13 protein-coding genes are annotated in these 13040 nt (G+C 62.6%); 1 reads left to right on the top strand and 12 read right to left on the bottom strand.

Translation table 11 applies throughout. The features are described from left to right. Nucleotides 1–367: 367 nt before the first annotated feature. From C1D09_RS15775 to C1D09_RS15720, 12 genes are all read right to left on the bottom strand, one after another. The gene (locus C1D09_RS15775) at nucleotides 368–1387 is read right to left on the bottom strand and encodes an ROK family protein (RefSeq protein ID WP_143975182.1); all 1020 of its coding nucleotides are present in this window, start codon (nucleotides 1385–1387) and stop codon (nucleotides 368–370) included. Further along, complete coding sequence (locus C1D09_RS15770) at nucleotides 1384–2106, bottom strand: ribulose-phosphate 3-epimerase (RefSeq protein WP_143975181.1); 723 nt, start codon at nucleotides 2104–2106, stop codon at nucleotides 1384–1386. Before C1D09_RS15770 ends, C1D09_RS15775 begins: the two co-directional genes overlap by 4 nt. Then, nucleotides 2103–2936 (bottom strand): alpha/beta fold hydrolase, encoded by an 834-nt coding sequence (locus tag C1D09_RS15765; RefSeq protein WP_143975180.1) that lies wholly within the window; start codon nucleotides 2934–2936, stop codon nucleotides 2103–2105. The genes C1D09_RS15770 and C1D09_RS15765 overlap by 4 nt, the downstream gene beginning before the upstream one ends. Next, nucleotides 2936–3754 carry a sugar phosphate isomerase/epimerase family protein gene (locus tag C1D09_RS15760; RefSeq protein WP_143975179.1) on the bottom strand — a complete coding sequence of 273 codons (819 nt, stop codon included), beginning with the start codon at nucleotides 3752–3754 and terminating at the stop codon, nucleotides 2936–2938. Before C1D09_RS15760 ends, C1D09_RS15765 begins: the two co-directional genes overlap by 1 nt. Then, nucleotides 3754–4830 carry a Gfo/Idh/MocA family protein gene (locus tag C1D09_RS15755; RefSeq protein WP_143975178.1) on the bottom strand — a complete coding sequence of 359 codons (1077 nt, stop codon included), beginning with the start codon at nucleotides 4828–4830 and terminating at the stop codon, nucleotides 3754–3756. Before C1D09_RS15755 ends, C1D09_RS15760 begins: the two co-directional genes overlap by 1 nt. Nucleotides 4831–4842: 12 nt before the next feature. Next, nucleotides 4843–5664, bottom strand: a complete 822-nt coding sequence (locus C1D09_RS15750; RefSeq protein ID WP_143975177.1) for a sugar phosphate isomerase/epimerase family protein — start codon at nucleotides 5662–5664, stop codon at nucleotides 4843–4845. A 64-nt stretch (nucleotides 5665–5728) separates the two neighbouring features. Beyond that, nucleotides 5729–6571, bottom strand: a complete 843-nt coding sequence (locus C1D09_RS15745) for a carbohydrate ABC transporter permease (RefSeq protein WP_143975176.1) — start codon at nucleotides 6569–6571, stop codon at nucleotides 5729–5731. A gap of 4 nt (nucleotides 6572–6575) precedes the next feature. Beyond that, the gene (locus C1D09_RS15740; protein ID WP_023764771.1) at nucleotides 6576–7472 is read right to left on the bottom strand and encodes a carbohydrate ABC transporter permease; all 897 of its coding nucleotides are present in this window, start codon (nucleotides 7470–7472) and stop codon (nucleotides 6576–6578) included. A gap of 132 nt (nucleotides 7473–7604) precedes the next feature. Further along, nucleotides 7605–8855: an ABC transporter substrate-binding protein gene (locus C1D09_RS15735; protein ID WP_143975175.1), complete on the bottom strand. Its 1251-nt coding sequence runs from the start codon at nucleotides 8853–8855 to the stop codon at nucleotides 7605–7607. 111 nt (nucleotides 8856–8966) lie between these two features. Next, nucleotides 8967–10112 carry an ABC transporter ATP-binding protein gene (locus tag C1D09_RS15730; RefSeq protein WP_143975174.1) on the bottom strand — a complete coding sequence of 382 codons (1146 nt, stop codon included), beginning with the start codon at nucleotides 10110–10112 and terminating at the stop codon, nucleotides 8967–8969. A gap of 89 nt (nucleotides 10113–10201) precedes the next feature. Continuing rightward, nucleotides 10202–11152 (bottom strand): PfkB family carbohydrate kinase, encoded by a 951-nt coding sequence (locus C1D09_RS15725; RefSeq protein WP_143975173.1) that lies wholly within the window; start codon nucleotides 11150–11152, stop codon nucleotides 10202–10204. A gap of 3 nt (nucleotides 11153–11155) precedes the next feature. After that, nucleotides 11156–11956 carry a beta/alpha barrel domain-containing protein gene (locus C1D09_RS15720; protein WP_143975184.1) on the bottom strand — a complete coding sequence of 267 codons (801 nt, stop codon included), beginning with the start codon at nucleotides 11954–11956 and terminating at the stop codon, nucleotides 11156–11158. 162 nt (nucleotides 11957–12118) lie between these two features. Between C1D09_RS15720 and C1D09_RS15715 the strand changes: the two genes are divergently transcribed. Next, a complete protein-coding gene (locus tag C1D09_RS15715; RefSeq protein ID WP_143975172.1) occupies nucleotides 12119–12880 on the top strand; it encodes a DeoR/GlpR family DNA-binding transcription regulator in 762 nt (253 codons plus the stop codon). Nucleotides 12881–13040: the final 160 nt, after the last annotated feature.

Raw genomic sequence — 13040 nt, 5'->3', positions numbered from 1 at the left:
ATGTCGTTCCCGCCGAGTAATTCGCGCAGTCGTTCAGCAATACGAATGGCCGGAGGCAGCGATGCCTCCGGCCATTTTCACATGGGTGACGGTGTCAGGTGGCGCGGGTCTTGCCGAACGGCGTCAGCGCTCGGCCATCGGCAGCGCCGAGATGGCAGTGGCACGGGGTCGACCTGCATGGCGATGGAGCTGTGCAACGGGTGGTGTCGGGCGTCGCGCTCGGCCACCAGCAGGCCGGCGATCTTCGGCGCAAAGCCATGTTTTCCGCTACGTTCATAAGCGGACAGAGCGCGGAGGACCGGAAACACCATGCCAACGCCGCACTCGGACGGATCGACCTCGTTGATGCGCGCCGTCGAGCATGAGGTCACCCGTTGTAGTCCCTCCTCGCTTCCGGAAACGTGCTTGGACCGACGGGCATGCGGGCTGCCAGGCTGCCATCGTCGAACAGGACAAGGCTGGCGGCGCCGACCAGCCCGGCGTGGCGGCCCAGTTGCGCCTGGACCACCGGGACGTCGCGGTAGGCGCGCATGGCGCGTTCGCGGATGGTCGCCTCGATGACCGGATGCATCAGGTCGAGCCCATTGGCGATGCCGCCGCCGACGACCAGCACGTCGGGCGAATAGAGGTGCAGCAAATTGGTGAAGCCGACGCCCAGCCAGCGTGCTTCTTCTTGGAGCAGGGCCAGAGCGAGGTCGTCCTGCAGCCGCGCCGCCTCGACCACGTGGCGGCCGGTGACCTCGGCGTTGGCCGAAAGGCGGCGCAGCGTCGACCCGTCAAAGGCCGATGTCGCGGCGTTGGCGCGACGGCCTAGTGCCGTGCCCGAGGCGATGGCCTCAAAGCAGCCGATGACACCGCACACGCAGCGCTCGCCTTCATTGGTAATGGTCATATGGCCGATCTCGGCGGCCAGCCCGCGGCGGCCATGCAAGATGCGCCCGTCGGCAACGACACCGCCGCCGATGCCGGTGGAAACCGTGACGAAGACCAGCGAGCGGGCGCCATGGCCGGCACCGAAGCGCCATTCGCCAAGTGCGGCCGCATTGGCATCGTTCTCCAGCCGCACCGGCAGGCCGAGCCGGCGCTCGAGGATGTCGGCCAGCGGCACGTCCTGCCAGCCGGCCAGCGTCGGCGGTCCGACGGCGATGCCGGCCAGCGGATCGAGCGGCCCTGGCGCGCCGACGCCGACGCCGAGAATGGCGAGGCCCGGCGCCTCCGCATGCACGGTCGCCGCCAGGGCCTCGATCTGGCCGATCACCACGTCAGGCCCGGCCTGCGCTCGCGTCGGCACGGCGGCGAAGGCCAGGATCTTGCCGTCACGATCGACCAGCGCGGCACGAAGCTCGGTGCCTCCAAGATCGATCGCGAGAGCGGCTTCAGTGCTCATGCCGCGACCTTCAGCCCATGCAGCCAGCCGATGCGGCCGGCGAGATCCTTGTCGCCGAAGGCGAGCGAACCCAGAACCACGGTCTCCGCACCCGCCGCACGCAGCAACGGCACGGTCTCGTGGCGGATGCCGCCGTCGGCGGCCAGCACCACCTCTGCCTCACGACCGGCTCCTCGCAAGATGGCACGGGCAGCGCCCAGCCTGTCGCACGCCTTTTCCGACAGACTCTGGCCCTTGACGCCGATGGCGGTGCCGAGCAGCGTGACGAAGCCGACCTCGGAGACGAAGGGCTTCACCGCCTCGACCGGCGTCTCCAGTCTCAGCACGACGCCGGCTTCGGCGCCGAGTTCGCGCGCCAGCCGCACGGCGCGCAATCCTGCCTCGCCATTCTCGGCATGGACGCTGATCATGTCGGCACCGGCCTCGATGAACTGGCGCGTCTGCGCTTCGACGATTCCCGCATCGACCATCAGATGAACATGGATAGGCTTGGCCGTCAGTCCGGCGATGCGTGCAACGAGATCGGGGAAGAATAGGAAGGACGGCGCGAAATGGCCGTCGGCCACGTCGATGTGATGCAGATCGACATGGGGTTCGATGCGCCTGAGGTCGCTCTCGAAATTGGCGAGATTGGCCGACCAGAGCGAGAATTCGGCGATCAAGCGATCGCGCGGCAATGCAGCAATGGCGGCAGGGCCTGTCAGCGGCTTGGAAGTCATGATTGGTCCTGATTGTTGAAATGTCTGTTGAGAAATCCGCCGATAGCGGCGCGGATTTCGGCGAAATGGCGATCCTTGTCGGTGGCTTTCGGCGTCGCCTCGACGAAGGCAGCGTTGGGGATGGTCTCGGCAAGCTCGCGGGCGGTCGCCAAGGGATGGACGAGATCGATGCCGCTGCCGATGACCAGCGTGGGGATTGCGAGGCCCGCGGCTGCCGCTCGTGTCACACCAGTCCCATCATTGGCGATGGCCTGCATCACTTCGGCGAAGACGGCCGCATTCTCGCGCGCGAAGAAGCCGAGCAGCGAGGCGAGATTGTCCGGGGCTTCCGCGCGAAAGCGGGCCGATGTCGCGGAGGACTCGAAGACATCGCTGGCCTCCGCCAGTGGAAGCCGGCGGATGAGTTCCGCCACTTCCGTGTAGGGACACATGTTGCGCGGCGCCGCGTCGAAGGCCCAGGCAGGACGCACCAGCACCAAGCCAAGCACGCGTTCCCGGTGGCGGGCGGCAAGCCGCAGCGCGATGGCCGCGCCCATCGAAATGCCGCCGGCAACGAAACGGTCGAGGCCGGCCGCATCGGCGGCGGCCAGCACATCGTCGGCGAACATGGCGATCGAGAACGGACGCTTGCTGCCGGCGCTGGAGCCGCCCTGCGCGCGGCATTCCACGGTCAGCCGGCGATATGATGGTTGGTCGGGAAAGTTCTGCGCCACCTGGTTGGCATCACCGCCGAGACCATGCTGAAAGACGACGGATAGCCTGCCCTGCCCCGTGTCGAAGACACGAAGCGCGGCATCGTCGCGTAATATGATCGTCGGCGCGGCGCCCATCAGAGCAGTCCCCGCAGGAAGGTCGCAACATCGACCGCCTCTTTGGCCGACAGTCCGTGCGTGACGAGCGCACCGTCGAAACCCACGGCCTTCAGCCGCGTGACGAAATCCGGAAAATCGACGATACCTTGCCCTGCCGTGGCGAAGCGGCCGTCACCATGCCGGTCCTTGGCATGCGCCATGGCGATGTGGTCGGCAGCCTCATCGATCGCGGCGGCGACGATGGCACGCGCTTCGTCCCGCGTGGCATACTCGAACAGATTTGCCGGATCGAGCACGATCTTCAATCGCTTCGAGCCCATGTCGGCGATCAGACGTGTCGCGTCCCTGGCCGAGGTGACGATGTTGGCTTGCTCGGGTTCTATGCCGAGATCGACGCCTGCATCCTCGGCCAGCGCCAGCGCCTTGCCCATTTCGGCAGCCATGTCGCACCAGGCGGAAGGCGTGGCATTTTCGGGATGATAGGCCCATAGGTCAGCGATATTGCGCGAGCCGGTGCACAGCGTGACCAGCGGGATGCCGACAGATGCCGCCGTCTCGATGACGACGCCAAGGCGTCGTAGGCCGTCGTCGCGCACCGCCCTGTCGGGATGCGCCATGTTGTAGGTGCCCGAGAGGGCTGCAAGCGAAACGCCTGATGATTGCACCGCGGCACGGATGGAAGCGATGGCATCCACCGGTACCGCATCCGGCATTGACGGCAGCCCGGCGCAAGCAAGATTGAACTGCGTCGTCTCATATCCGGTCTGCTTCACCGCAGCCAGCACGGCTGCGGTATCTGTTCCCGGGAAAGTCTTGGCGAAGATGCCGAGCCGCATCAGACCGCACCCGAAACCGAGGCGAGTTCGACCCGCTCGCCTGCCTCGACGGAGCGGGCAATGGCGATCATGGCACGGATCGAGGCGATACCGTCCTCGACATTGGCTCCGCGCATCGGCGTTCCGTTCAGCACCGTGTCGGCAAGACCTTCCAACTGGCGGCGGAAGAAATGGCCGTCGGCGCCAAGCGGCCTGCGCGAGGTCGCATCCCGCTCGTGAAAAATATCGACCTCACTGGCGCGGAAGTACCAGGGGTTGAAGGTTTTTGCGATGACGGAACCGTTCTCGCCATAGAGCTGGAACCCTTCGTGCCAGTCCATGCGCACGGCGACGGTGAGGTCGAGATGGCCGAGCGCGCCGCTGGCGAATTCGGTCTCGACGAACCAGCAATAGGCGCCGAAGCGTTCATTGAGACGGGCGCGCACGGCGGTGATCTCACCGCACAGGAAGCGCGCCGTGTCGACCAGATGCGAGCCATGCGCCAACATGAAATATTGCCGCAGGTCCGCCTTCGGATTGCCCGAAGGTTTCCTCGCCAGCTTGCTGGTGACCGGCAGCGGCTGCACGGCATCGGTGTTGGTGTAGCGATGGGTGGAATCGCAATACCAGGCCTTCAGCGCCAGAACCTCGCCCATCTCGTCACGGACGAAGTCGCGCGCGGCCTCCAGTGCCGGGTCGAAGCGCTTCATGTGTCCGACCTGCAAGACCTTGCCCGAACGCTTCACCGCCGCCGCCAGCGCCTCGCCTTCCTCCACCGAAGTGCCGATCGGCTTTTCACACAGCACATGCTTTCCGGCATCGAGCGCCTTGATCGACATCGGTACGTGGAAGGCGTCCGAAGTGGCGACGATCACCGCCTCCAGCTCAGGATCGGCGAGCATAGCGTCATAGTCGGCATACATTTTCCGCGGCTCGTAGGTAGCGCCCATGCGGGCGAGCAGGTCGGGAGCCGCGTCGCAGATGGCGTAGAGATCGGCATTGCCGGCTTTCACGCAGGATTCCAGATGCGCGAACTGCGCGATCGGGCCGCAGCCAAGCACACCGACCCTGAGGCGTCTGTCTTGTTTCTTGATCATCGTCTCGCTTCTTCAGGCGCCGTAGCTGCGCATCGTCTGGCGGTTGGTCTTGACCGCGCCGGCGGGATCGGCGGCGGCCGTTTCGGATTCCTCTTCGAGCACCAGCCAGCCGTTGAAACGCGGCGCGGCGCCGGCGATCTCGATAACGGCCCGCGTGTCGCAGACGCCCTTGCCCAGCATCGCCCAGGTGCCGTTGGCGTCGACGTCCTTCAAATGGATGTACCGGATGCGATCGCGATAGGTGCGCAGCGTGTCAGCCATGTCCTTGTGGCCGCGCAAGATATGGCCGGTGTCCGGCACCCAGCCGACGAGATCGGGGTCCAGCAAGGCAAAGATCCTGTCGTAATCGGCGCGGTCGAACAGCAGCGTGTTGTGGTGCGAGCTCGGATGCACCGCCACCTGGACGCCAGCCTTGCGGCCGAGTTCGCCGGCTCTGTTGTAAACCTCCGCCGCTATGGCGAACTTGTCCGCGCGCGGGCCGTCGGACACCACGGTTGCCGACCCCATCGACACCAGCGCGCCGGGAAAGGCGGAAACGAAATCGATCCAGCGCTGCGCCGCATCGAGGTCGGCGCCAATCTCCTCCTTGAGCGTAAAACCGCTGTTCGAACCGAAGGCGAAGGAGACGAGCGTCAGGCCGGAGGATTTCAGCGCAGCAGCGAACTGCGACGGCCGGTCGGCGTAGCGGCCGATCATGGTGTCGGTGATCTCGATGCCGGAGTAGCCGCCGTCGGCAATCGCCTTCAACAGATCGTCGGGGCCGCCGACAAAACGGTCGCCGAGCATTTCCCATGTAAAGGTCTGGCAGCCGACTTTGATGTCTTTCACGTTCATCCTTTCAATCCTTGATACTGCTTATTACTCGGTGCCACGCTGCGTCGCCCTGGGGAGGAACATCCTATTTGACCGAACCCGCGGTCATCCCGGCGAGGAAGTACCTCTGCGCGACGAGGTAGATCAGCAAGAGCGGTAGCGAGCCGAGCACGCTCATCGCCATCATTTGGTTCCATTCGAAGGCGTGCTGGCCCATCAACAGCTGGATGCCGATCGGGACGGTGCGCATGGACGTTGACTTCGTCAGCGTCAGCGCAAACAGAAATTCGTTCCAGCACAACAGGAAGGTGTAGACCGACGTCGCCACGATGCCAGGCAGTGAAATCGGGACGATTACCCGCCAAAGCGCTGTCCAACTGGTGCCGCCATCGACAGCCACGGCTTCATCCAGATCGCGTGGCAAGGTGTTCAGATATCCCGTCATCAGCAGGATCGCATATGGCAGTGTAAACACCAGATAAGTCAGGATCAGTGCGACGTAGGTATCGAAAATACCGTATGATACGACAAGCCCGAAGAAGGGGATCAAAAGCGTGATCGGCGGAATCGTCTGGGTGCTGATGATGAGTGTGTTCAGGCTGCCCTTGCCGCGGAAGTTGAAGCGGCTGAACCCGTAGGCCGCCAGCAAGGCGATCAGCACCGTCAGCACGGTCACCGCTCCCGCCACGAAATAGCTGTTGAAGAAGAAGCGCAACTTTACAGGGTCGCCGAGGATGGCTGCATACGCTTCCAGCGTGAAGGCCTTCGGCAGGATGCTTGGCGGCAGGGCAAAGATTTCGGTGTTCGATTTGAACGAACTGTTCAGCATCCAGTAGATCGGGAATGCCGCGAAAAAGAGCCCCGCCGCGAGCGCTACATGGAGCGCGGCGGTGATCAGCCTGTCTTTCGGCGTATGCCTTTTCCTCATGGGACTACCGAGCCTTTTGATAGCGAATATAGAACAGCGTCAGGCCGAGAGAGATCAACAAGATGACCACGGCGCTCGCTGAAGCCTGCGAAAGGTTGTAGCTCGAGAACGCCAGCTTGTACGTGTAGGTGCTGAGAACCTCGGTCGAGTAAATTGGGCCACCGCCCGTCGTTATCCAGATTAACGGGAAGACCTGCATGGTCCAAATGAAGTCGAGCAGCGAGATGCTGATGATGATCGGCATCAACTGCGGGATCGTGATGAAGATCAGCTTCTGGTAGGCTTTCGCACCGTCGATATCGGCGGCCTCGTAGAAATCCTTGGGAATGCCCTGCAAACCCGCGAGCAGGCTGACCATGAACAGCGGATAGCCCGCCCAGATATTGGCGAAGGTGACGGCGTGCAGCGCGGTCTCAGGCGAGGAAAACCATTCGACCTTGGAACCGATGATGCCGATTTGCATGAGAATGCTGTTCACGACACCGTTCGGCTCAAGCAGGAGGCGCCAGATCACCGCGATAATCACCGCGGTGAAGAGCCAGGGCAGTATGTAGAGCACGCGCAGAATATTGCGCAGGGTCGGATTGATGCGGTCGCTGTTCAGCATCAGCGCGAAGACCATGCCGATGGTCATGTGGAAAATGACGCTCATGCATGTGAAGTAGAGCGTGTGCCACAGCGAAGCCCAGAACACGGGGTCGTCGAAGATCGCCTGATAGTGTTTCAGTCCGGCAAAGGATGGGTCGCGACGCAGTACCGCGCTGTTCTGGAACGAATAGGCGATCACCGTCACCATCGGCAGCAGCATCAGAAGCCCGATTATGAGCAGCGAGGGCGACAGATAGAGGTAGGGTGCGACCGCTCGTTTCAGCTTGTGGTGGGAGCGTTTTTGCCGGGTCATGTGCCAACCTTGGGATAGGCCTTCAAGAGAAGGTGAGCTTCGGAAACAAGTCCATCTCAAATTGCCGATCCGTTATTGCCGGGTGGCCCGAAGTCAGGCCACCCGTAGAAACAGCAGACGAGAACGGGCCGATCAGAATTTCGCCATCCAGCCCTTCTGAGCGGCGGCAGCGGCCTGTTCCGGAGACTGCTCGCCGGCGAGCATCTTCTGGGCCTGCACGTCGAACTGGGTCATCAGGTCTTCGGCGACCGGCAGGCCCGTGAACTCATTGGCGAGGTAACCGGTCTTGAAGATTTCAAAAGCCTTGGCGAAAGCCTTGTCCGAGGTGACGAAATCGGGCTTGGCGTTGACGTTGCCCGGGAAGGCGTTCGCAAGCGACACGAGCTTGGCGTTCACCTTTTCACTCATCAGATATTGGACGAGCTTCCAGGCCTCTTCCTGATGTTTCGAAACAGCAGAAATGCCGATGCCCCAGGAGGCATAGGGAAGGCCCCGCTTGCCGGTATAGTTTTCCACGACCGGGACCGGGATGAGGTCGAAGTTCAGCTTGGGATTGCGCTTGCGGATGAGGTTCACATGCGCGAGCGAGTCGATCATCATCCCGACGCGGTCGTTGACGAATTCCTCGACCTTTTCCTGCTCGGTCTTGGTGGCGATGCCAGGCGAGATGGTGCCGGCGTCGTTGAGTGATTTGACGAAGGCGAGCATATCCACCACCGGCTTGCCCTCGAGGGCGGGCTTGCCGTTCGCCATCATCGACTGACCCGATGCCCAAACCCACGACATCATGTCGTTCTGGACGCCGGATGGCGTTTGCAGCGACAGTGGCAGCACCCAGCCATACTGGTTCTTGTCGGCGTGCGTCATCTTCTTGGCGGCTTCGAGAAACTCCGCACGAGTCGACGGCAGCTTGGTCACACCCGCCTGGGCGGCGAGGTCCAGATTGACGAAGACCGGATAGACGAAGGAAGCGACGGGAAACATCACCGCCTTGCCGTCCACCTTGATGATGTCCGCGACTTGGGCTTTGTCGAACTTGCTCGCATCCATCATCGGGTTCATGTCGGCGAGTGCGTTCTGCGCGTTCAGATTGTTCACCCAGGCGCCGTCGAGACCGACGACGTCGCTGAGCGTTCCGGTTGCAGCGCCAACCGAGATCTGGTCTCGCGTGGTCGCGTAGGGGCCGCTGACCAGCGTCACCTTGATTCCGGGGTTTGCCGCCTCGAAGTCATCCATGATTGCCCTGAGCGAGCCAGCCGGCAATTCGGGCTCCCACCATTGGGTGAATTCCAGCGTCGTGTCCGCCGCCATGGCGCCGGTTGCGCCAAGCAACCATGCGGCCGCGGCTATTTTCAACATCGCGGGTTTTATGCGAAACGTCATTTTCTCCTCCTTCTTTTGGGATCGACCGCACAATGCGGCCGATCGTCTGGTTATTCAGAAGTCTTCCTGTGCAGGCGCCTCACCTTCGCCCGCCGGTTTCGTCGCGGATATTCAGATGGCCAGATGCGTCTCGGGATCGAAGAAATGGAGCTTGGCGTCATCCAGGGCCAACCTGATTTCCGAGCCGGAGCGGACTGTGCTGACCGGCTCGAATTTCGCCACCGCATTCGACGCCAGGCCGAAATCCTGCACCGCGTCAGGGTCGCCGGAGTCCACCCGGACCGCGTCGATGCTGAGATGGACGATATGTTCGGATCCTAGTTCTTCGATCGAGGTCACCCTTGCCGGTATCGTCTGATATTTGCGGCCGGATTGGAGGCTGCTGTCATAGAGATGCTCGGGCCGGATCCCGAACACGACCTTGCGCCCCGCATATGATCTTAAACCCGGCCTGCGCACGAAGGCCGCATCCTGCAGCCGGATGGTGAAGGCGCCGGCCATAAGTTCGTCGCCCGTCAGGGTCGCTTCGAAAAGGCTCATCGAAGGAGAGCCGATGAAGCCCGCAACGAAGGCATTCACCGGTGATTCATAGAGCCTCTTGGGCGTGTCGACCTGCTGAAGCACGCCACCCTTCAACACCGCCACCCTGTCGCCCATCGTCATCGCTTCGGTCTGGTCGTGGGTCACGTATATGGTCGTGACGCCGAGCTGCTTTTGCAGGCTGGTGATTTCGGCGCGCATTTGTACGCGCAGTTTCGCGTCCAGATTGGAAAGGGGTTCGTCCATCAGAAAGGCGGCCGGCTCGCGAACCATGGCGCGGCCCATGGCAACTCGTTGACGCTGTCCGCCGGAAAGGTTGGCGGGTTTGCTGTCCAGCAGCGACGTCAGCTGAAGGGTCTTGGCGATCTCGTCGACGCGCTTCTTGCGCTCGGCCTTCGGCTTGCCTGCCAGCCGCATCGAAAAGGCGATGTTTTCGAACACCGTCATATGCGGGTAAAGCGCGTAGCTCTGGAAGACCATCGCGATGTCGCGGTCCTTGGGCGGCATGTCGACGACGTCGGTACCGCCGATGCGAAGGCTACCGCTGGTGATGTCCTCCAATCCCGCGATCATCCGTAACGCGGTGGATTTTCCACAGCCCGACGGCCCGACGAGAATCAAAAACTCACCGTCCTCGACCGACAGGTTCAATTGGTCGATTGCGCGAAAATTGTTCCCGTATGTCTTGCATATATTCTCAAGAACGACTTCTGCCATATTCCTCCCTCCACAAGTCTAAGCCACTGATTTTTATTATCCTTCTTGGCCCTTTCGCCTGTGCAGATGTTTCCTCGGATAGTTGCAGGCTATGTTCCGGTATCGAGTTGCGCATATTTCAGTTCGACCGCCGACGGCGCGTTCGTCGATGCCAGGAGTGCCTTGACTTGGTCGCTGGTCGGAAGCGCCTCGCGCCCGCCCCGCCCCGTTATCGAAAGAGCCGCGGCAGCAGCGGCGAATGCGACGCAGCCGGCGGTGTCGGCCCCGCGCGTCAATGCCTGGGCATATGCGCCATGAAAGCAATCGCCGGCGCCGGTGGAATCGACGACTTCAACCCGGTGCGGAGGCAGGTGCCAGAGCCCTGTCTTGTCGCTTCCGCGGTAGTAGACGCCCCTGCCGCCATCCGTCAGAACCACGGCGGACCGCGACGGCAACCACAATGCATCGAGTATCTCGGCCGGCGAGTGGCGGCCCGTTGCGCTCCGTGCAAAGCCGAGGGGGAGAATGAGATGATTGCAGAGCGCGATCAGCCTCTCGGTGGCTGGACCGCCGCTCCATTCGACATCGCCGAGGATCGCAAGGCCGAGACCCTGGGCCCGGGCCACGACATCGAGCGACCCGATCGCGTAACCGTCGACGATCAGCACGGTCGCGCGGTTGAGAACCTCGTCCGGGAAGTCTGGAGCGGTGCCCAGCATCGCTTCGTCGTCATACGCAATGAACCGATCTCCATCCGAACCGACGGTGATGCGTGAGCGCACCGGTCGCGCATCGGCGTGGCGCGGCGCGAACGCGGTTTCAACACCACTCGCGACGAGATCGCACAGCACGGCATCGTCGGACGCACTGCCCAGCCATCCGATGAACCCGGCGCTTCCGCCGAGCCGCGCGACGGCGGCAAGCGCCGTCGCGACATTTCCACCGAAAGCCCTGGCGGTCTGCAGAACCTTCCCCTTGCCCGCCGACAACGGCTGATCGACATAGACGATGTCGTCGATCGCGACCGCTCCGAAGCCTAGGATTGAGGGGACGGTGGGCATGGTTCAGACACCCGCCTTGGCCAAGGCGTCCTGCGCCGAAAGCCCGTCATGGATGACGCCACGGAAAGCGATCGCCGCCTTTTGCGGATCGCCGTGCCCCCAGAGATTGCGGCCGACCACGGCGCCGCGCGCTCCGGCACGGATGGCGTCCGCCGTCTGCTGAAGCGCGCCGAGCAGCGTATCGGTCTTCGGCCCACCGGCGATCACAACCGGCACCGGGCAGGTCCGGACGGTCTCTTGGAACGACTCGAAATCGCCGGTGTAGCCGATCTTGATCACGTCGACGCCGGACTCGTAGCCGATGCGCGCCGCATAGGCGATCTCGTCGGGGGTGAAGACGATTTTTGCGCCGTCGGTGAAATCGCGAGGGTAGATATGCGCCACTACCGGCATGCCGTAGCGGGCCGCCGCATTCACCGAATCGGTCAGCCAGCGAATGTATTTGCCCTCGGTCGCGCCGCGCACCGGAATGGCCACCGCCAACGCGTCGGCGCCGGCGCGCACCGCATCCTCAGGCGTTGCAATCAGTTCGCTGATGCGATCGTCCGGGGTGAAGCAGCCCGCCTGGATCACCAGGGAAGCCTTGCCCGCATATTGCGGCCACAGATGACGCGCCGTGCCGGGCTGGATGCTGACGTAGTCTGGTTTGCCGACCATGACGCGTGCCAGCGCGCCCGGCAGATCGGCAAGACCGCCTTTGCGCACGTCGCCATAGCCGACAAAGTGGTCGACCGCGCCGCCAAAAAGGTTCCCCGATGGATGTGAGAAGAGGCGCGCCAGGCGCACCTTGGTTCCGAGGCTCATGAGTCCAAAACTCTCCAATCGATTAATTTCAAAATCCCGGACCCAGTGTTTGCGAAAGAAAGGATAAATGCAATCTTTCGAAATCTTTCGAATTTGGGTATTTTCGGTAAAGTGAATCGAGGCCAGGGCGATCGCCTGGCGCATGGAGGCAAGGATAGGGCAATGTTGTCAGAGCAGAGACGCCAATCGATCCTGGGTGAAGTGCAACGCAGCGGACAGGTTCGCATCAAGGACCTGTCAGACGATTTTGGCGTGTCGGAAGTCACGGTGCGCTCCGACCTCGAGATACTGGACCGAAAGGGGCTGCTGACCAAGACCCGTGGGGGAGCGGTGACCCGCACCACAGATTCGACCACGGCCGCGTTCGCCCGGCGGATGCAAACGAACCTCGATGCAAAGAAACGCATCGCCCGGGCAGCGGTAAAACTGTTCGAGGACAACCAATCGGTCATCTTCGACGGCGGCTCGACATTGATGCAGGTTGCCATGCTGTTACCGCCGCTCAGCAATGTCGTGGTCGCGGCCACGGCGATGAATATCGTGCAGCATCTGATGCATCGGCCCGGGCTCGACGTTCACATGATCGGTGGCCGTGTCTATCCTGACACGGTGAGCACGCTGATCACCGATGCCGACACAGCTCTCGGCGGCTTGGTCGCGCATCAGGTCTTTGTTGGAGCGCATGCGATTGACTCGTCACTGGATGTGGTCGACGTGAACGAAGACATGGCGCGAACGAAGCGAAACCTCGTGCGCATGGCCCGGCGCGTTGTCCTCCTTGCGGATTCGAGCAAATGGGGTGTCAGCGGAACCTCCAAGGCATTTTCGCTGTCGAGCGTCGATGTTGTGATCACCGACGATGGCCTGTCCGGCCCGATACGCAGCCAGCTTGATAGGACCGGGGCCAAGGTGATCTATGCCTGACCTCGCCGCGGTCCCTGGCCGCGACGGAAGTATCCGATGCCCTGATGGCACGCGGAATCCGCATCGGCGGTCGGCCGTTTCTTGATGTCCGTCATTCTCTCCTCCCAGGGCTGGCCGCCTCCCGATATTGCGCCAGCATTTCCGCATGGTCTATAAAAAT

This window comes from Mesorhizobium intechi (assembly GCF_002879535.1).
GTDB lineage: Bacteria > Pseudomonadota > Alphaproteobacteria > Rhizobiales > Rhizobiaceae > Mesorhizobium > Mesorhizobium intechi.
Note: the sequence above shows the minus strand (reverse complement) of the source record. Positions and strands in the feature narration are given on the sequence as shown.

Excerpts from the sequence above, each read along its gene's own strand:
- C1D09_RS15775 (WP_143975182.1), bottom strand. The coding sequence starts at position 1,387 with ATGAGCACTGAAGCCGCTCTCGCGATCGATCTTGGAGGCACCGAGCTT.
- C1D09_RS15770 (WP_143975181.1), bottom strand. The coding sequence starts at position 2,106 with ATGACTTCCAAGCCGCTGACAGGCCCTGCCGCCATTGCTGCATTGCCG.
- C1D09_RS15765 (WP_143975180.1), bottom strand. The coding sequence starts at position 2,936 with ATGGGCGCCGCGCCGACGATCATATTACGCGACGATGCCGCGCTTCGT.
- C1D09_RS15760 (WP_143975179.1), bottom strand. The coding sequence starts at position 3,754 with ATGCGGCTCGGCATCTTCGCCAAGACTTTCCCGGGAACAGATACCGCA.
- C1D09_RS15755 (WP_143975178.1), bottom strand. The coding sequence starts at position 4,830 with ATGATCAAGAAACAAGACAGACGCCTCAGGGTCGGTGTGCTTGGCTGC.
- C1D09_RS15750 (WP_143975177.1), bottom strand. The coding sequence starts at position 5,664 with ATGAACGTGAAAGACATCAAAGTCGGCTGCCAGACCTTTACATGGGAA.
- C1D09_RS15745 (WP_143975176.1), bottom strand. The coding sequence starts at position 6,571 with ATGAGGAAAAGGCATACGCCGAAAGACAGGCTGATCACCGCCGCGCTC.
- C1D09_RS15740 (WP_023764771.1), bottom strand. The coding sequence starts at position 7,472 with ATGACCCGGCAAAAACGCTCCCACCACAAGCTGAAACGAGCGGTCGCA.
- C1D09_RS15735 (WP_143975175.1), bottom strand. The coding sequence starts at position 8,855 with ATGACGTTTCGCATAAAACCCGCGATGTTGAAAATAGCCGCGGCCGCA.
- C1D09_RS15730 (WP_143975174.1), bottom strand. The coding sequence starts at position 10,112 with ATGGCAGAAGTCGTTCTTGAGAATATATGCAAGACATACGGGAACAAT.
- C1D09_RS15725 (WP_143975173.1), bottom strand. The coding sequence starts at position 11,152 with ATGCCCACCGTCCCCTCAATCCTAGGCTTCGGAGCGGTCGCGATCGAC.
- C1D09_RS15720 (WP_143975184.1), bottom strand. The coding sequence starts at position 11,956 with ATGAGCCTCGGAACCAAGGTGCGCCTGGCGCGCCTCTTCTCACATCCA.
- C1D09_RS15715 (WP_143975172.1), top strand. The coding sequence starts at position 12,119 with ATGTTGTCAGAGCAGAGACGCCAATCGATCCTGGGTGAAGTGCAACGC.